10 protein-coding genes, 1 tRNA gene and 1 pseudogene are annotated in these 18,023 nt (G+C 67.7%); 5 read left to right on the top strand and 7 right to left on the bottom strand.

The features are described from left to right. Positions 1 to 39: 39 nt before the first annotated feature. Together FRZ61_RS00805 and FRZ61_RS00800 are read left to right on the top strand one after the other, a co-directional pair. A complete protein-coding gene (locus FRZ61_RS00805; protein WP_191909233.1) occupies positions 40 to 5,784 on the top strand; it encodes an autotransporter domain-containing protein in 5,745 nt (1,914 codons plus the stop codon). 40 nt (positions 5,785 to 5,824) lie between these two features. Beyond that, the gene (locus FRZ61_RS00800; RefSeq protein WP_151114494.1) at positions 5,825 to 6,460 is read left to right on the top strand and encodes an invasion associated locus B family protein; all 636 of its coding nucleotides are present in this window, start codon (positions 5,825 to 5,827) and stop codon (positions 6,458 to 6,460) included. A 58-nt stretch (positions 6,461 to 6,518) separates the two neighbouring features. On the opposite strand, the gene FRZ61_RS00795 is transcribed toward FRZ61_RS00800, so the two are convergent. The 3 genes from FRZ61_RS00795 to FRZ61_RS00785 form a co-directional block, all read right to left on the bottom strand. Continuing rightward, positions 6,519 to 6,743 (bottom strand): YMGG-like glycine zipper-containing protein, encoded by a 225-nt coding sequence (locus tag FRZ61_RS00795; RefSeq protein WP_151114493.1) that lies wholly within the window; start codon positions 6,741 to 6,743, stop codon positions 6,519 to 6,521. A gap of 344 nt (positions 6,744 to 7,087) precedes the next feature. Beyond that, positions 7,088 to 9,943, bottom strand: a complete 2,856-nt coding sequence (gene polA / locus FRZ61_RS00790; RefSeq protein WP_151114492.1) for a DNA polymerase I — start codon at positions 9,941 to 9,943, stop codon at positions 7,088 to 7,090. A gap of 95 nt (positions 9,944 to 10,038) precedes the next feature. Next, positions 10,039 to 10,236 carry a zinc-finger domain-containing protein gene (locus FRZ61_RS00785; RefSeq protein WP_151114491.1) on the bottom strand — a complete coding sequence of 66 codons (198 nt, stop codon included), beginning with the start codon at positions 10,234 to 10,236 and terminating at the stop codon, positions 10,039 to 10,041. A gap of 343 nt (positions 10,237 to 10,579) precedes the next feature. Here FRZ61_RS00785 and FRZ61_RS00780 point away from each other — a divergent pair, with 343 nt between their 5' ends. Together FRZ61_RS00780 and FRZ61_RS00775 are read left to right on the top strand one after the other, a co-directional pair. Next, the gene (locus FRZ61_RS00780) at positions 10,580 to 11,554 is read left to right on the top strand and encodes an ABC transporter ATP-binding protein (RefSeq protein ID WP_151120617.1); all 975 of its coding nucleotides are present in this window, start codon (positions 10,580 to 10,582) and stop codon (positions 11,552 to 11,554) included. Further along, positions 11,551 to 12,618 carry an alpha/beta hydrolase gene (locus FRZ61_RS00775; RefSeq protein WP_225309042.1) on the top strand — a complete coding sequence of 356 codons (1,068 nt, stop codon included), beginning with the start codon at positions 11,551 to 11,553 and terminating at the stop codon, positions 12,616 to 12,618. The genes FRZ61_RS00780 and FRZ61_RS00775 overlap by 4 nt, the downstream gene beginning before the upstream one ends. A 165-nt stretch (positions 12,619 to 12,783) precedes the next feature. Here FRZ61_RS00775 and FRZ61_RS00770 read toward each other — a convergent pair whose 3' ends face one another. Both FRZ61_RS00770 and FRZ61_RS00765 read right to left on the bottom strand, forming a co-directional pair. Beyond that, positions 12,784 to 13,068: a DUF3572 domain-containing protein gene (locus tag FRZ61_RS00770; RefSeq protein WP_151114490.1), complete on the bottom strand. Its 285-nt coding sequence runs from the start codon at positions 13,066 to 13,068 to the stop codon at positions 12,784 to 12,786. Positions 13,069 to 13,130: 62 nt separating this feature from the next. Continuing rightward, on the bottom strand, positions 13,131 to 14,495 hold the full coding sequence (locus tag FRZ61_RS00765) for a DUF1214 domain-containing protein (protein WP_151114489.1): 1,365 nt from the start codon (positions 14,493 to 14,495) through the stop codon (positions 13,131 to 13,133). A 240-nt stretch (positions 14,496 to 14,735) separates the two neighbouring features. Between FRZ61_RS00765 and FRZ61_RS00760 the strand changes: the two genes are divergently transcribed. Further along, positions 14,736 to 14,812 (top strand) — tRNA-Arg (locus tag FRZ61_RS00760). Between the two features lie 570 nt (positions 14,813 to 15,382). Here the strand turns inward: FRZ61_RS00760 and FRZ61_RS26900 are convergent. Both FRZ61_RS26900 and FRZ61_RS00745 read right to left on the bottom strand, forming a co-directional pair. Next, positions 15,383 to 16,390: pseudogene (locus tag FRZ61_RS26900) on the bottom strand (recombinase family protein); the annotation flags it as partial. Between the two features lie 103 nt (positions 16,391 to 16,493). Next, a complete protein-coding gene (locus FRZ61_RS00745) occupies positions 16,494 to 17,996 on the bottom strand; it encodes a recombinase family protein (protein WP_407657906.1) in 1,503 nt (500 codons plus the stop codon). Between the last annotated feature and the right edge of the window lie 27 nt (positions 17,997 to 18,023).

Here is an 18,023-nt window from a genome sequence, read left to right as displayed (position 1 = left end):
TCAGCGAAGGGGAATCTGCGTCTTCATTCAACGGCGGCGATGCTCGCCATCATGGGGCTGGCGGCGATAGCGCTGCCGCTTCAAGCCGCCGATTGGACCGGCGGCACCTCCACCGACTGGTCCGATCCGGCCAACTGGAACCCCGCGACGGCGCCGGACAGCAGCACCGATACCGTCATCGACAGCGCGCCGCTTCCCAACGCGCCGACCGTCAGCACCGCCGGTGCCGCCGCCCACGGCGTCGTCATCGGCAATGGCGCCACCGATGCGGGTGCGCTGACGATCGACGGCGCCGGGCAATTGCAGGTCTCGGGCGGCAGCCTGACGGTCGGCGAGGCCGGCAGCGGCACCCTGACCGTGTCGGCCGGCGGCCTTCTCACCACGGGCGACGCCAGCATCGCCCATCAGCTCGGCTCGACCGGAACGGTCACCATCATGGGCCTGGGCTCGCTGTGGGACATGAGCGCCGGCGCGCTGCGGCTCGGCGAAGGCGGCTCGGGCAGCCTGACGGTCACCGGCGGCGGCGAGCTCACCGCCGCGAGCTTCACCGGCAGCCATTCATCCACCGTCACCGTCGAGAGCGGCAGCCAGCTCACCGTCACCAACGCCTTCGATTTCGGCGCCGCGGGCATCGGCAACATCCTGTCGGTCGAGGGCGGCTCCGCCTTCACGACCGGTTCCGCGACCTTCGCGCCCGCCCTGGGTGCCGTTTCGACGGTCGCCATCGAGGGTACCGGCACGACCTGGGACGCGGCGAACCTCGCGGTCGGCGGCGCCGGCACCGCCTCAGTGACCGTTTCCGATCACGCCACCGTCACCGTGCCGGGCGACATCATCGTCGACGGCACCGGCGATGCCGGCCTCACCATCTCGACCCAGGCCAGCGTGACCCAGGGGCTGGGGCCGGTCGGCAACGATGCCGGCACCGGCGACTTCCGGATCGGCAACAGCGCCGATGGCAGCCTGACGATCGACAGCGGCGGCAGCCTGAGCTCCCGCTTCAGCCTGGTGGGCAGCGATGCGGGCTCCCACGGCACCGTCACGCTGGACGGCGCCGGCTCGAGCTGGACGGCCCGGGGCCCCCTCGAGATCGGCTCCGCCGGCTCGGGCACGCTCGATATCACCAACGGCGCCAGCCTGGTCACGGAGCAGGGCGCCGACCTCGCCTTCTCCAACGGCAGCGAAGGCCATGTGACAATCACGGGCACGGGCTCGAGCTGGCAATCGGGCAGCCAGATCACCGTCGGCCTCGGCGGCCTGGGCACGCTCGATATCGAGGCGGACGCCGACGTCTCCGCCGTCGGCATGGATGTCGGATCGAACTTCCTCTTCAACGGGGCCGCGGCGGGAACCGGCGAGGTCACCGTGACCGGCGCCGGCACGACCCTCAACCTCAATGTCGAGACCTTCCAGGCCCTCCATGTGGGCGACGATGGCTCGACCGGCACCCTGGACATCCTCGACGGGGCGGTCGTGACCGTGAGAGGCAGCGGCACGATCGCGGACAGTGTCCTCTATAACGGCCAGACCTTCCATGGCGAGGGCACCGTCACGGTCGACGGGACGGGCTCCTCCTTGAGCTACACCAGCACGCTCGATGTCGGCGCCCGCGGCACCGGCACGCTCAACATCAAGAATGGCGGGCATGTCACCAACGGCAGCGTCTATATCGGCTCCTACCAGAGCAGCGATACCATCCAGGGCGTCGGCACCGTCAATCTCGACGGCGCCACTTCGCTATGGACCACCAACGGAACGATGCGCGTCGGCGACCAGGGCATCGGGACCTTCACCATTACCGGCGGCGGCGTGGCCACGGACACCAACGGCATCATCGCCGGCTCGACGAACGCGCGGGGCGACGTCACCATCAACGGCGCGAACTCGCGCTGGAGCAGCACCAACAACCTCACCATCGGCTCGAGCGGCATCGCGACCCTGACGCTCGAAGACGGCGGCGCGGCCACGGCCGGCGGCACCGTCGCGATCAACAGCCGGAGCACGCTCAATATCGGCTCGGGCGGTGCCGCGGGAACGCTCACCGCCGCGACCGTGAACAATGCGGGCCAGATTCATTTCGACCATACCGGCACGACCAGCTTCACCGCCGCCATCGCCGGGGCCGGCACCCTCGTCAAGGATGGCACCGGCACCACGACCCTGACCGGCACCAGCAGCTATACCGGCGCGACCTCGGTCAACGCCGGCAAGCTCGTGGTGGATGGCAGCCTGGGCAACACGGCCGTCACGGTGGCGAGCGGCGCCACGCTCGGCGGCGCGGGCACCATCGGCGGCACCGTCACGATCGACAGCGGTGCGCATCTGGCGCCGGGCGACAGCCCCGAGACCCTGACGATCAATGGCGACCTGCTGCTGAACGCCGGCTCGATCCTCGATTACGAGCTGGGGCTGGCCGGCACGGTCGGCGGCGGCGTCAACGACCTCATCGCCGTGGGCGGCAACCTGACGCTCGACGGCACGCTCAACGTCGCCGATGTCGGCGGCTTCGGGATGGGCGTCTATACGCTGATGACCTATGGCGGGACGCTCACCGACAACGGCCTGGCGGTCGGCACGGTGCCGGACGCCGATCGCGACTACACGGTCCTGGCCGGCAGCGGCACGGTCACGCTCACCGTCGGCGGCCCCGCGACTCAGTTCTGGGACGGGCCGAACACGAGCGACAACGGCGCCGTCGATGGCGGCACCTCCATCTGGAGCGCCGCCCCCACCCAATGGACCACGCCCGACGGCACCACCAACGGCGCCTGGGGCGGCAAGTTCGCCGTGTTCCAGGGCACGGCCGGAACCGTCACCGTCCAGGGTCCGCTCACCTTCACCGGCATGCAGTTCCGCAGCGACGGGTACGAGATTGCGGCGGGGACCGGCGCGCTCCTGACCACCGACACCGCCCAGACCAGCATGCGCGTCGATACCGGCGTCACCGCCGAGATCTCGGTCGAGATCGCCGGCACGGGCGGCCTGGTGAAGCGCGACGCCGGCACGCTCATCCTCTCCGCCGCCAACAGCTATGACGGCGGTACCACGGTCGAGGGCGGCCAGCTGACCGCCGCCGTGACCGGTGCGCTCGGCGACGGGCCGGCGGACGTGACGGGTGCCGGCAGCATCCTTCTGTTCGACGACCCCGGTGTCGGTCCCGCCAGCGCCGAGGCCCTGTCGATCACCACCGAGGACGGCGGCGCTCTCCAGTTCCGCAACGGCACGGCCGGCACGGCGACGATCGAGAATGACGGCGGACAGACCGACTTCTTCGACAGCGCGACCGCCGCCGACGCGACGATCACGAACGACACGGGCGGCTCGACCTTCTTCCACGACACCGCGACCGCGGACGATGCGACGATCGTCAACAATGCCGGCGGCGGCGTCGACATCTCGGATCTCAGCGCCGCAGGCATCGGCATCGGTTCGCTCTCCGGTGGCGGCAATGTCTTCCTCGGCGGCAAAACGCTGACGATAGGATCGCTCGACCGCAGCGAGACCATCAGCGGCGTGATCGCCGATGGCGGCGCCAATGGCGGCACCGGCGGTGCCCTGATCAAGACCGGCACCGGCATCCTCACGCTCTCCGGCGCCAACAGCTATACCGGCGGCACGGAGATCGACGACGGCACCCTGCGTCTCGCCGCCAGCAACCGGCTTGCCACGACCGGCGCGCTGACGGTCGATGCCGGCGGCGAGTTCGATCTCGCCGGCTTCAACCAGACGGTCGGCGATCTCGCGGGCGCGGGTGCCATCGCGCTCGGCAACGGCCAGTTCACCGCCGGGGGCGCGGCCGACACGAGCTTCGATGGCGTCATCTCCGGCAGCGGCAGCTTCATCAAGCAGGGCGTCGGTGCCCTGACCGTCTCCGGTCTCAACGATTATACCGGCGGCACCACGGTCGGGGCCGGCACGCTGCGGCTCGACGGCAACGACCGGCTCGCCACGACCGGCGCGCTCGCGATCTTGAGCGGTGGCACCTTCGATCTCGACGGCTTCGATCAGACGGTGGGGGATCTGTCGGGTGCGGGCATCCTGGCGCTCGGCAGCGGCCAGCTCACGGCCGGGACCGCCAACAACGCCACCTTCTCCGGCACGATCTCGGGCAGCGGCGATCTCGTCAAGCAGGGGACCGGCCGGTTCGTACTGACCGGCACCAGCAGCGGCTATACCGGCGACACGGAGGTCAGCGCGGGCGCCCTGATCGTGAATGGCGATATCGGGAACAGCCCCGTCACGGTCGACGCCGGAGCGCTCCTCGGCGGCGGCGGCACGGTGGGTGCCACCGACATCGCCGGCACGATCGCGCCCGGCAACTCGATCGGCACCCTGACCGTCACCGGCAACTACGACCAGCAGAGCGGCTCGACCTATGAGGTGGAGATCGATCCCAGCGGCGCCTCGGATCTCGTCCACGCCACGGGCAGTGCCACGATCGACCCGAACACGACGGTCAATGTGACGGGTCCGTCGGGCGCCTATACGGTCGGCACCCGCTACACGATCCTCACCGCCGATCTGGGCGTGACCGGGCAGTACGGCACGCTGACCGACAACCTTCCCTTCCTCGTCTTCCAGCTCAATTCCGACGCGACCAACATCTTCCTCGACATCAGCCAGAGCACGGTCGCCTTCACCGACATCGCCGGGACCCGCAACCAGCGGGCCACGGCGAGCGGTCTCCAGGATCTGAGCGCCGGCGACCCGGTCTTCGACGCCCTGCTCGGGCTCAGCGATGCCGATGCGCGGGCCGCCTTCGACAGGCTGTCGGGCGAGATCCACACGACCACCAAGGGCATCCTCCTGGAGCAGAGCCGCTATCTGCGCGATGCGGTGCTGGACCGCGCCGGCGCGCCCTTCAGCGATCCCGATCGGCCCGTCCTCGTTTCGTCACGCTCGGTCAGCCTCCGGCTGGCCGAGAGCGACGCGCCGGGAACGCCCGAGACCGGCCCGGCGCTCGCGGCCTGGGCGCAGGGCTTCGGCAGCTGGATGGAGCGGGACGGCGACGGCAATGCCGCCTCGGCCGATGCCAGCACGGGCGGCTTCGTCGCCGGCCTCGACGCCACCTTCGACCAGACCTGGCGCGTGGGGCTCGCCGGCGGCTACAGCAACAGCGGGGTGAACGAGGACCAGCGGGATTCCCGCGCCTCGGTCGACAGCTTCCATATCGCCGCCTATGGCGGCCTCGAGATCGACAATTTCGGGGTGCGCCTCGGCGGCGCCTATAGCTGGAACGACGTGGAGAGCCATCGCTCGGTCGCCTTCCCCGGTTTCTCCGACAGCGCGCGGGCCGACTACGATTCCCGCACCGCGCAGCTTTTCGGCGAGGTCGCCTATGACGTCGCGATCGACCGGCTCGCGATCGAGCCCTTCGCCAATCTCGCCTATGTGAACCTCGACACCGACGGCTTCACCGAGACGGGATCGGCCGCGCTGACGGCCAAGGACGAGAGCGACGACAACCTCTTCTCGACCCTCGGCCTCAGGCTTTCCTCGCGGTTCGAGCTCGGCGAATCGCTCGAGCTTGTCGCGCACGGCATGGTCGGCTGGCGCCATGCCTTCGGCGGCACGACGCCCTCGAGCGATTTCTCGCTGGCGGGCGGCCCCGGCACGCCCTTCACCATCGACGGAACGCCGATGGCCGAGGATGCGGCGGTGATCGAAGCCGGTGCCGATCTCAATATCGGGCCGGATGTGACGCTGGGCCTCTCCTATTCCGGCCAGATCGCGGGCGAGGCGCAGGACAACGGCCTGCGCGGCAGCCTCACGCTGCATTTCTGAGCCCGGCGGCCATGACGATCGATCGCGAAAGAGCATCCGCATGATCCAACGACCGTGGCACCGTCTGACCGCGACGAGCCTGCTGCTGGCGGCTTCGACTCTCGTCGCCGCTTCCACCACCGAGATCCCCGCCAATGCGGGAGCGCCGGAAGCGACCCAGATCGCCCAGGCGGCGGAGGCACCGGCCGACAGCGGCGCCGGACTGCTGCCGGGCGGCGCCACCTCGCTCACCGAGACCTATGGCGACTGGGTCGTCGCCTGTGCGCAGCCGCAAGGAATCAAGCGCTGCACGCTCTCGCAGCAGCAGACGGACAAGGCCAGCAAGCAGCGTCTGCTCGCGGTCGAGCTCATGGCCATGGCCGGCGATAAGGCGGAAGGGATGCTGATCCTGCCCTTCGGCCTGCTGCTCGATCCGGGCATCGCCCTGCAGATCGACGAGGCGGCGCCGGGACCGGCCCGGCATTTCCGCACCTGCCTGCCGGCGGGCTGCTTCGTACCGCTCGCGTTCGACGCCAAGATGATCGACGCGCTGCGCAAAGGCAAATTGCTGAAGGTGAATGCGACCGCCGCCGCCGATGGCAAGCCGATCGCCTTCGGCATTTCGCTCGCCGGCTTCGGCGGCGCCTTCGCGCGGACCGTGAAGCTGGCCCAGCAGCCGGCAGCGGCGACGGATTGAGGCGGGAAACGGCCGGCCGGCGATCGCTCCTGGCGACCGCCGGCCTTCGCACGCGGCTCTACTTGTGGGTCTGATCGACGATGTAGCCGCCGGCGGCACCCGCACCGGCGCCGATCAGCGCCCCGGCACCGATGGACAGCGGCGTGACGGCACCCACCAGGGCGCCCGCGCCGGCACCGATCGCGGCACCGGAGACGACGCGCTGCTCGGTGTTGTTCATGCCCGAACAAGCGGCCAGCAGAAGCATCGAGATCAAGCTCAGGGCCAATGCAACGGTCTTCATCTCTCGACTCCCTTTGTTGCTCTTATGATTTCAGTCCGGGTCGGATCGACGGATCGCGACAATGGTCAGTGCCGGGCATATAGGAGGGAGCCCCGCCGCCCACCGGTGGCAAAACTGTGAGGCGGGCTTTTGCGACGGCGACGCAACGAGTTATGCGCGATCGCCGGCGGGCGCGATGATGGCGGGATTGTGGCGATTCCCTCGCCTTCGTCATCCTGGCCCCCGCGTCGCGCCGTAGGCGCGCACGAGGACAGGCTAAGGCCCGGATCCAGGAACACCCATCGCGCAAGATCGGGCGCGGCCCGTGTTCATGGATGCCCGCCCTCGCGGGCATGACGTCGGGGTCAGTGCGCGTCGGCCCAGTTGTCGGCGGTGCCGGTCTCGGCGACGAGCGGCACGTCGAGCTCGAGCGCGGGCGCGCAGGCCGCTTCCATGACTTTCTTCACCAGCGCCGCGGTGTCCTTGGCCTCGGCCTTCGGCACCTCGAACAGGAGCTCGTCATGGACCTGCAGCAGCATGCGGGCCTGGAGCTTCGCCTTGGCGAGCGCCGGCGGCACGCGGATCATGGCGCGCTTGATGATGTCGGCGGCCGTGCCCTGCAGCGGCGCGTTGATCGCGGCGCGCTCCATGAAGGAGCGGCGCGCGGGGTTCTTGTCGAGGATGCCCGGCACATGGCAGCGCCGGCCGAACAGCGTCAGCACATAGCCGTGGTCGCGCGCGAACTTCTTCGTGCGGTCCATATAGCCCAGGATCTCGGGATAGCGCTTGAAATAGGCGTCGATATAGGCTCGGGCCTCGCCCTGGGGGATGCCGAGCTGCTGGCCCAGCCCGAAGGCGCTGATGCCGTAGATGATGCCGAAATTGATCGCCTTGGCACGCCTGCGCACCATCGGGTCCATGCCCTCGACCGGCACGCCGAAGACCTGGCTCGCGGTCATGGCATGGATGTCGGCGCCATGGCGGAAGGCATCCTTGAGCTGCGGCACCTCGGCCATATGAGCGGCCAGGCGCAGCTCGATCTGCGAGTAATCGACCGAGAGCAGGACGCAGCCCTTCTCCGCCACGAAGGCGCGGCGGATCTTGCGGCCCTCCTCGGTACGCACGGGGATGTTCTGCAGGTTGGGATCGTTCGAGGAGAGGCGGCCCGTCGAGGTCGCCGCCAGCGCGAAGCTGGTATGGACCCGGCCCGTCTTCGGGTTGATCTGCTCCTGCAGCGCGTCGGTATAGGTGCTCTTGAGCTTGGCGAGCTGGCGCCAGTCGAGCACGCGCGCCGGCAGGTCGTGCCCCTGCGCCGCCAGCTCCTCCAGCACGTCGGCGCCGGTGGCATAGGCGCCGGTCTTGCCCTTCTTGCCGCCGCCCAGCCCCATCTCGTCGAACAGCACCTCGCCCAGCTGCTTGGGCGAGCCGATATTGAACTCGTGGCCGGCGAGCTTGTGGATCTGCTTCTCGAGCTCGACCAGCCGCGTCGCGAAATCGGCCGAGAGATCCTGCAGCGCCTTGCGGTCGAGCCGGACGCCGTTGCGCTCCATGGCGCCCACCACCGGGACCAGCGGCCGGTCGATGGTCTCGTAGACGCTGTCCAGCCGCTCGGCCAGCATCTGCGGCTTCAGCACCTGATGCAGCCGCAAGGTGACGTCGGCATCCTCGGCCGCATAGGCCAGCGCCTTGTCGAGCGGCACGCGGTCGAAGGTCAGCTGCGACTTGCCGCTGCCGGCGACATCCTCGTAGTGGATCGTGCGGTGATTGAGATGGAGCTCGGAGAGCTCGTCCATGCCATGGCCGTGCTTGCCGCCCTCCAGCACATAGGAGATCAGCATGGTGTCGTCATAGGGCGCGATCTCGATCCCGTGCGCCGCCATGATCAGCATGTCGTATTTGATGTTCTGGCCGATCTTGAGGACCGCCGGGTCCTCGAGCATCGGCTTGAGGAGCGCGACTGCCTTCGCGACCGGGATCTGGTCGGGCAGGAGTCCGCCTTCGCCGTCCCCGCCCAGATCGAGTTGCCCTGGCGGCGGCCCGCCGCGATGGCCGACCGGCACATAGCAGGCGCGCCCCGGCTCGAGCGCCAGCGAGAACCCCACCAGCGAGGCGCGCATCGGATCGATCGAGGTCGTTTCGGTGTCGAAGGCGACGGCGCCCTTCTCGCGCGCTTCCGCGATCCAGCCGGCGAGCTCCGCCTCGGTGGTGACGAGCTTGTAGGCGGCCTCGCCCGCGGGCTTGGCCGCGGCCGCCGCCTGCTTCGCGGCCGCATGGCCCTTGCCGACGCCGTCGGCCGCGGCGGCTTCGCCGGCGCTCTTCTTCGCGAACTGGCCCTGGACGCGCGCCAGCACCGAACGGAACTGGTTCTCCTCGAGGAAGGGGATCAGCGTGGCCGCGTCGGGCTCGCGCCGCGCGAAGGCGGTGAAGGGCTGCTTCACCGGCACGTCGTTCTTGAGCCGCACCAGGTCGCGGCTGATGCGCGCGAGCTCCGCATTCTGCTGCAGCGCCTCGCGCCGCTTGGGCTGCTTGATCTCGCCCGCGCGCTCCAGGAGCTCGTCCAGCGAGCCGTAGGTCTTGATCAGCTCGGCCGCGGTCTTGACGCCGATGCCGGGCACGCCCGGGACATTGTCGGTGGAATCGCCCGCGAGCGACTGCACATCGACCACCTTGTCGGGACCGACGCCGAACTTCTCCTCGACCTCGGCCGGGCCGATCGGCCGGTTCTTGATCGGGTCGAGCATCCCGACATGCGGCCCGATCAGTTGCATCAGGTCCTTGTCGGAGGAGACGATGGTGACCTGCGCGCCGGCCTCGGCCGCCTGCTTCGCGTAGGTCGCGATCAGATCGTCGGCCTCGAAGCCCTCCATCTCGAGCTGCGGCACGTTGCAGGCCTTGGTCGCGTCGCGGATCAGGGCGAATTGGGGGATGAGCTCGGGCGGCGGCGGCGGGCGGTGCGCCTTGTATTCGGGATAGATCTCGTTGCGGTAGTTCTTGCGCGCCGCGTCGAACAGCACGGCGATATACTCGGCGTCCGTGTCCGAGATCAGCTTCAGCAGCATGTTGGTGAAGCCCAGCACCGCATTGACCGGCGTGCCGTCGGCGCGCGTCAGCGGCGGCAGGGCGTGGAAGGCGCGGAAGATGTAGCCCGAGCCGTCGACCAGGAAGACATGGTCGGGCTTCTTCGGCTCGCTCTCGGTTTTGCTGGTCTTGGCCGCGCTCATGGTTCGCTGTCCTTACGGCCAACAGGAGGGCGGCCGGGGCGGAACGAAACGCCGGCCGGAACGCCCCGGGCTCGGGGAACGGTTCGGCAGCGACCTCAGTGGCCGCCGGTCCCGGCGCCGGTCTTCAGCACATAGAGCCGGCTGCAATAGGGGCATTCGACGCTGCCCGAGGGACCGATCTCGAGAAAGACGCGCGGATGGCCCAGCGGGCCGTCGCCGCCGTCGCAGGCGACTGTCCGGCTGTCGGTCTGGATGGTCTCGAAAGGTTCGCGAAGCTGCGTCGCCGTTGTCATGCGCTCGTCCGACTCTCTCAAAAAGCGGCCCCGTGCAGGCCGGGCAAGCCTGACGATCCCGTAATCCGAACAGGGTCTTAACCTCGGCGCGGTCGCCTTCTGCGACCCCGGCCGGCGTTGACCCCCAAGCGGCGCGGATGATACCCATGGGCCGGCCCTTAAGACAAGGCGAGGAGCCGGGGCCGGAGCGGGTCGAGACGGCCCGGCCGCGACCGTCCCGGGACGCGAGATCCCTGTCCTTGCCTCCGATCATCCGAGAGTTGGTGTTTTGTCCGCCATTGCCGCCGAAAACCGCGCGACCCCGCGACCCGAGACCGCCCTCGGCGCCGGCAGCGCCGCCGCGATCGACCCGGCCCAGGCCGCGGTCGCGATCCGGGGATTGAACAAGATCTATCGGCGCAAGAAGGGCGGCGACAAGCAGGCGCTGTTCGACATCGACCTGACCATCGGGCGCGGCGAGCTGTTCGGCCTGCTCGGCCCCAACGGCGCCGGCAAATCGACCATGATCAACATCATGGCCCAGCTCGTGAACAAGACCAGCGGCGAGGTCCGCGTCTGGAACCACGATCTCGATCGCGAGCCGCGCCAGGTGGCGGCCTCGATCGGCGTGGTGCCGCAGGAGCTGAACATCGATCCCTTCTTCACCCCGCGCGAGCTCCTGGATCTGCAGGCCGGGCTCTATGGCGTGCCGCGCGCCGAGCGGCGCACCGCGGAACTGCTGGCGGCGATGCGCCTCACCGAGCAGGCGGATTCCTATGCCCGCTCGCTCTCCGGCGGCATGCGCCGGCGCCTGATGGTGGCGAAGTCGATGGTGCATACCCCGCCGGTGCTGGTGCTGGACGAGCCCACGGCGGGCGTCGATGTCGAGCTGCGCCAGCAGCTCTGGGCCTATGTGCGCGAGCTCAACCGCGCCGGCACGACGGTGCTTCTGACCACGCATTATCTCGAGGAGGCCGAGGAGCTCTGCGGGCGCATCGCCATCATCAACCATGGCAAGCTCATCGCCTGCGACACGACCTCGGCGCTGCTGGCGCGCCTCGACAGCAAGGAGATCGTCTTCATCCTCGGCAGCGACCTGGCCGAACCGCCGGCCACGCTCGCGCGCTGGGACGCGACCCTGCTGGCGCCGCGCCGCTTGCGGCTGCGCTACCGCCCCAGCAGCACGCGCGTGAGCGAGATCCTGGCCTATCTGCAAGCGGCGCGGCTCGAGGTGGTTGACATCTCCACGCTCGAGACCGATCTCGAGGACATCTTCCTCCAGCTCACGCGCCGCGACGATGGCGAGGCGGCCGCGCCGCAGCGAGGCGGCATCCCTTGATCGCCGGGCTGCATCGCCGCAAGCGCCTGGTTCCGCCGATCCTGGCGGTGCTGCTGGTTCTGGGCGGGCTCTCGCTCGGCGGCTGCAGCCCGACCGTGATGGCGGAGGGTCCGCCGGTGACGATGCCCCATGATGGCAGCGACAAGCTGGTGATGGCCGACGGCACGGCGCTGCCGTTGCGCCAGTGGCTGCCGGAGGGACGCCCGCGTGCCGTGATCCTGGCGCTCCACGGCTTCAACGACTATTCGAACGCCTTCGAGGAACCGGGCGCCGAATGGGCGCGGCAAGGCATCGCCACTTTCGCCTATGACCAGCGCGGCTTTGGCTACGCGCCGGATTTCGGCTATTGGGCCGGGACCGACACGATGGTCGACGATCTGCGCAGCGCCGCGGCGCTCGTCCGCGCGCGCTATCCCGGCACGCCGCTCTATCTCCTGGGCGAGAGCATGGGCGGCGCCTTGATCATGACCGCCGAGACTTCGCCGCAGCCGCCGGATTGCGACGGCATCATCCTCGCGGCACCGGCGATCTGGGGCCGCGAGCTGCAGGGCCCGATCGCCTCGGGCGCGCTCTGGTTCTTCGCCCACACCATGCCCTGGGGCAAGCTCAGCGGCGCCAACCTCAATGTGATGCCCTCGGACAACATCCCGATGCTGCGGGCGCTGGGCGCCGATCCGCATGTCATCAAGGAGACGCGCATCGACGCGGTCTATGGGCTGGTCGACCTGATGGACAAGGCGCTCGCCGCGGCGCCGAAGCTTGCGGAGTCGCGCGCCCTCGTGCTCTATGGCGTGCGCGAGGAGGTGCTGCCCTCGAGCGCGGCGATGACGATGCTGCGCCGCCTGCCGCCGGCACCGACGGGCCCGCGCATCGCGCTCTACACCTCCGGCTACCACATGCTGCTGCGCGACCTCGACGGCGGGCTGGTGCGCGGGGACGTCGCGGCCTGGGTGCTGAATCCCGGCATCGCCGCACTGCCCTCCGGCGCCGACGCCCGCGCCGAAGCGGCCCTCAAGACCGACGCGCCGACGCTCAAGAGCGTGAACCAGGCGGCGGTACCGTAAGGCGCATTGGGGCCTCGCGCGATCAGGTCAATTCGTCACCCCCGCGAAAGCGGGGGTCCATGGTCATGGCGAACTTGGACGATCCCTTGTGTTCCTCTGGCCTGGGCCCCCGCTTCCGCGGGGGTGACGAGGAGCGCGGGTGACGCGACCGCGCCTCGATTGCCCTCACCCCTCCACCGTGCCCCCCGGCAGCTTGCGCCTAGCGGCGGCGATGATCTCCGGCTTCACCTGGCTGGCGGCGGCGAAGGCGAGGAGGTCGGGCTCGTGGGCGAGGAGGAAATCGAGCGTGGCGCCGAGGAGCGTCGGGTCCTGGGCCCGGCCCCTGAGGCCATCGAGATCGAGCCCGGAGAGCGCCAGGAAGCGGTCGAGCAGGTCGCCATCGCCGGCGATATAGGCGAGCGCCATCAGCGCCAGGGTCTCGGGATCGGGGGCGGGATCGATACGGGCCATGCGGCCCGCATTCTCGCGGGCGCCGCCCGCCCCCGGCAAGCCTCCAGGCGGCGAGCCCCGCCCTATTCCTTCTTCAGCAGCGGCGGCGGGAAATATTCGCCCGAGGTGATGGCCTGCGCCGGGCCGAAAAACCGGAAGGTGAGGTTGTAGCCCTTGCCCGCCGGCGTCGGCAGCCAGTTCCCCTTGGGCACGCCCGAGGGTCGCTTGGGCGCGAACACCAGCGTCAGCGAGCCGTCCTTGTTCGCCTTCAGGTTCGACTGGCTCGAGAGCAGGTAGCGCTTGATCGGGTTGTCGATCACCCGGTACTCGGCCGAATCCACCGCGACCACCGACCAGAAATAGCGCACGAGGCTTTCCGGAAGCTGGTCTTTCGGGAAGGTCATCGTATAGACCGTGCCGCCATCGAGGGCCGCGCCCTCGCCGTCCGTGCTGGTGTTGAAATAGACGGCCTCGCCGGCATTGTTGGCCCAGAGGAAGGCGTAATCGGCGACGCTGCGGCTGACATAGTCGGAGCCGTAATTGCCGACCACGATCGGGCGGGTCCAGCCATTGCCGGTGGCCCCCATCTTCTCCACGTCGGCACGGAATTGCGGGATCGACTGCTCGTGGACCACCTGGTCGATATGGGCCCGCTGCTTCGGGTCGGCGGCCGCCTTCACCACCGCATGGAGCTTGGCCTGGACCGCTTCCATGCCGGGATTGATGTCGGGCTCGCTCGCCAGCAGCGCCTCGGCGCGGTCGAACGCCTCGACGCCGGGCAGGTTGTCGTTGTCGAACGCCGGCTGGTCGAAGGTGGGCTCGACCGAGGGCGTGCCGGTCGCGATCATGGTGATCTTGCGCTGCAGCCTCACCGCCTGGGCCTCGTCGGAGCCGAGCTCGACCCGGATCAGGACCCGCGACTTCCGGCTCGGCAGGTCGACGCGCTGCACGCTGCTCTCGAGCAGCATGTTGGTGCCCTTGAGGCAGAGCGCGAACTGGCCGGCGGGATGCTCGGGATAGGTGCGCTCGTTGATATTGGCGACGGTCTCGCCCCAGCCATTGACGATCTGGACGGTGTAGTAGCGGTCCTTGATGCTGGGCAGCGTGACGAGCGTGCAGCTCGATTCGTCGATCGCCACCCAGGCCTCGCTATAGGCGACATTGAGGTTGGGGCTAACCCAGTTCACGCCGCCCGGCTCGCGATGGAGGATCTGGTTCCATTTGAAGTCGGCGCCCAGGTCCTGCTGCTCCTGGCGCACCACCAGCATGCGGCCCAGCAGGTAGATATAGGCGTCGGTGACGTCCTGGTCGGCGAGCTTGGGCGGGTTGAGCGTCTGGTTCAGGGCCTCGCAGCCGACCAGCGACAAGGAACCCGCCAGGGCCAGGCCCAGAACGGCCAGACGGCCGGCCGCGCGGCGCGAGACGCGCCGGTTCCACACGCATTTCATGATGACCTCCCCCAAACCTGAACCCCCGCTGAGCGCGGGTCAGTCTCATGACAGGGGAAGGGTGATTCAACCCGGAGCTGGTCCAGAGGCTGGGGCAAAAACGTGGCCAAGGGCTTTTCCGGCCGGCGCGAGGCCGGCGGAAAGAGGCAAAAACCGGCTTTCGCTCAAGCCTTTGCGCCGCGCTTTACCCGGGGCGGCCCCTTGCAGTATGGTCCCCCGCTCGAAGGCTTCCGGCCCAGTGCACCCGTAGCTCAGCTGGATAGAGCGCTGCCCTCCGAAGGCAGAGGTCGTGAGTTCGAATCTCGCCGGGTGCGCCACTCCCGAACAAAACTGGGCACCACATAGGGGCCCTTATTGCGGCAGGCGGCGACTGCCTTGGCCAGATCAGCGGGATCGCCGGTAAGGGCTAAATGCCCTTCGTTAAGCACGGCTTTCCGCACAAGCAGATGGACCAACGCCCTTCGACGTGAATCCCTGTCGCTGCGCAGGATCGTCGGCGCCACATGCACGAACCGGCTAATCTTGGCCGGGTCGATCAGGTCTTCGCATGCGTCGCGGCCACCGAGCATACGCAAGAAGCTTGCCGCTTCGTCGCGCTTGAGCTTGAGGCCAGTCACCCGTTCGCGGAGAATGGGATCGTCCGTATCAATGGCGCCGGCCTCGATTGCCGTATATAGACGCCCGAGCGCCGCTTCCGCTTTCTCGATCTCCTGTCGCAAATCTCTCAATCGATCTCCCCTGGAGTGACGAGCCAGATCCGATTGCTTCATCCAGCCCGAGACACAATTGCTGATCCATTCGGCTCGACAGAGTTCCAAGACCAGCAGATTGGTCACTTCCCCATCGAGGAGATCGAGACGAACGGACTCACCATGGCACGCGGTCTTGCCATAGCGGGCCTGGCGAGTGCAGGTGTAGTAGCGGTATCGGCCCGACTTGCCAGTCCGCAGGAGCATACTGTCGTCACAATGCCTGCACCGGGCGATGCCAGCCAGCAACGTCGGCCCCGACACCGTTCGCGGCGCTGCCTTCTTGGGGTTTCGCGCCTTGAGCAGTCCCTGAACGAGGTTGAACTGCTCCTCACCGATGATGGCTGGCACACTGACCGCGACCCATTCCGAGACCGGCTTGTTCTGATTTGTGCGGGAGTTCGTCCGGTTGAAGAAGTGCTTCCCGGCATACGTCTGGCTCGTCAGAATCCTATGGACGACAGCGAGGGAGAACTTGCGTCCGCGCAAGCGAACGCCATTGGCATTGAGGTAGTTGACGATCGCCTTCACTCCATAGGAAGGCCGCTGATCGTCGCCATGGAGGTAGAGATCGTACATCTTTCGGACGACGGCGGCTTCATCAGGTTCGATCTCCAGGACCTTCTTCGCCTTGTCTCCCTTCTTGCCCACCTCGACTGTCCGATAGCCAAAGGGTGGGACGGACCCATTCCAGTATCCAAGGGCTGCGTTCCGTTTCATTGATCTGAGTACGTGCTTCGCGTTCTCCCGGGACGAATACTCGTCGAACAGAGCGATGATCTTACGGATGAGCTCTCCAGTCGAGTCGGTGCCGGTTTCCTGCGTGACGGAATCGAGGCGAACGCCAGCCTTGGCCAGGCGCCGGATGTAGAATTCCGCCAGGAAGGCATCCCGAAAGAAGCGGCTATAGGAATGGACGATGATGGCGTCGACCGGATGATCAGGTCCGGTCACCCAGTCGATCATCTCCTGGAACACCGGTCGGTTCTCGTCCATCGCCGAGGCACCGGCCTCGATGAAGACGCGGACGAGCTCGGCGCGGCCCTTGTCGCAGTGGATTTCGATCTGCTTCCGCTGGTCGGGGATCGAGAGGTCCCGCTCGGCTTGCCTGCCGGTCGAGACCCGCAGATAGGCGCAGACTTTCATGCTCGCTCCTCTAGGATGCCTCTCAAACGCCAAGGCCGTCCATCTTGGCACACTGAGTTGCCAAAATGGACGGCCTTGCCGCGCATCGCGGCTCGCGAGAGGATCAGGCGGCGAAGGACAGAGAAGCCTCGCCGATGACGAGGCCCTTCGGGCTCAGCTTCAGGACGGATCCGTCGAATTCGATCCGTTCGATCAGCAACCGAGCGATACCCTGACGAAGCACTAATGATCCTTCCTTCAAGGTGCGGGTCACAAGCCCGGCCAAGGCTGGATAGTGAGCCGGTCGCATGGACGGGATCCGTTCGCGAACGCGGCTGCGCAGAGCGGTGGTTTCCTGGAAGAGCCGGTCGTAGACGGACTGCTCCCTTTCGAGGAATTTCTCAAGATGCTTCAGCGCGGTCCCCTTCGCATCGATAATGCGATCCAGGATGCTCTTCAGCCGCCGAGCCGACTCTGTGAGTGCGGCCTGCTTCGATCGAAGATCCGCTTCCGTTGGTGCCTTGGCGTCCTTTAGCGCGCGTTGAATGGCCATTGCGAGCGCAGGAATGCGATCAGGCCCTAGCATCAACCGCAAGATGGCCTCGGCCACGGCTTCCTCGACGGTGGCCAGCGGCAGATTTGGAGTCGTGCACCCTTCGCCAGCTGTCCGGTGTCGTTCGCCGCAGGCATAGTAGCGGTACCGGCCGCTCTTGCCGGTGATGATGTGCATCATCGCTCCGCACCGCTCGCAGAAGAGCAGCCCCGTCAGCATCAGGCTCCCATTGGTCAGGCGAGCCGGCTTGATATTGGCATCTGCCCCATTGATGACGGCCTGGACCTTGTCGAAGATATCCTGATCAAGAATCTCGGGGCACGGCATGTAGGTGACTGCCCGCAGCTCGGTGTTCTTCTCGGATGCACCATCCAGATGAAACAGCCGGTAGGGGTGCTTCCCGACGTAGGTTGTGTCCCGCAGGATGTCGTGGACGGCTTGCACCGACCACGGCTTCCCCGATCGGCCTAGAATATTGGACTTTGAGAGATGCTTGGCGATCCGCTGGACTCCCAGCGGGCCGCGACTATCGGCGCCTTCTAGCCGCAACTGAAAGATCCGACGCACGATGTCAGCTTCCTTGGGATCGATCTCGAGCTGCTTGCGAACACGGGTCTTGCCGGCGACCGCGGCCTCGATAGTACGGTAGCCGAAGGGCGGATGACCGCCGTTCCAGTATCCGTTCTCCGCGTTCGATTCCATGACCTGCTGCACGCGCTCGGCGCGCCGCATGTTTTCGTATTCGCTGAAGCTCGCCATGAGCGTGGCAACCAGCTTACCTTCGGGTCCCGCGCCGTCGGGGAGGTTCAGACAAGCCAGATCGATCGAGTTCTTGGCGAGGAGCCCATGGATCGTCAGGAACTGGCCAGTCACGCGCGACAGTCGACTGTTATCGATTGCGAGGACCATGTCGAACTTCTTTGGCTTACGCTCGGCGTCGGCCAAGAGCCGCTTCAAGGCTGGGCGGTTCAGGGTCTTTGCGGTATGGCCGGGGTCTTCGTATGTCTCGGCAATCAGCCAGTCTCGATCTCGGCAATGCGCCGAGAGGCGGGATGTCTGATCCTCGATCGACATGCCAGCTTCGGCCTGTCGCCTGGTCGA

The sequence above is a fragment of the Hypericibacter adhaerens genome (genome assembly GCF_008728835.1).
Classification (GTDB): Bacteria; Pseudomonadota; Alphaproteobacteria; order Dongiales; family Dongiaceae; genus Hypericibacter; species Hypericibacter adhaerens.
This window is presented reverse-complemented; position numbering and strand designations above follow the sequence as displayed.

Bases quoted from the DNA above. Each gene is read 5' to 3' on its own strand.
- FRZ61_RS00805 (WP_191909233.1), top strand. From the start codon at position 40: ATGCTCGCCATCATGGGGCTGGCGGCGATAGCGCTGCCGCTTCAAGCC.
- FRZ61_RS00800 (WP_151114494.1), top strand. From the start codon at position 5,825: ATGATCCAACGACCGTGGCACCGTCTGACCGCGACGAGCCTGCTGCTG.
- FRZ61_RS00795 (WP_151114493.1), bottom strand. From the start codon at position 6,743: ATGAAGACCGTTGCATTGGCCCTGAGCTTGATCTCGATGCTTCTGCTG.
- polA (WP_151114492.1), bottom strand. From the start codon at position 9,943: ATGAGCGCGGCCAAGACCAGCAAAACCGAGAGCGAGCCGAAGAAGCCC.
- FRZ61_RS00785 (WP_151114491.1), bottom strand. From the start codon at position 10,236: ATGACAACGGCGACGCAGCTTCGCGAACCTTTCGAGACCATCCAGACC.
- FRZ61_RS00770 (WP_151114490.1), bottom strand. From the start codon at position 13,068: ATGGCCCGTATCGATCCCGCCCCCGATCCCGAGACCCTGGCGCTGATG.
- FRZ61_RS00765 (WP_151114489.1), bottom strand. From the start codon at position 14,495: ATGAAATGCGTGTGGAACCGGCGCGTCTCGCGCCGCGCGGCCGGCCGT.
- FRZ61_RS00745 (WP_407657906.1), bottom strand. From the start codon at position 17,996: ATGTCGATCGAGGATCAGACATCCCGCCTCTCGGCGCATTGCCGAGAT.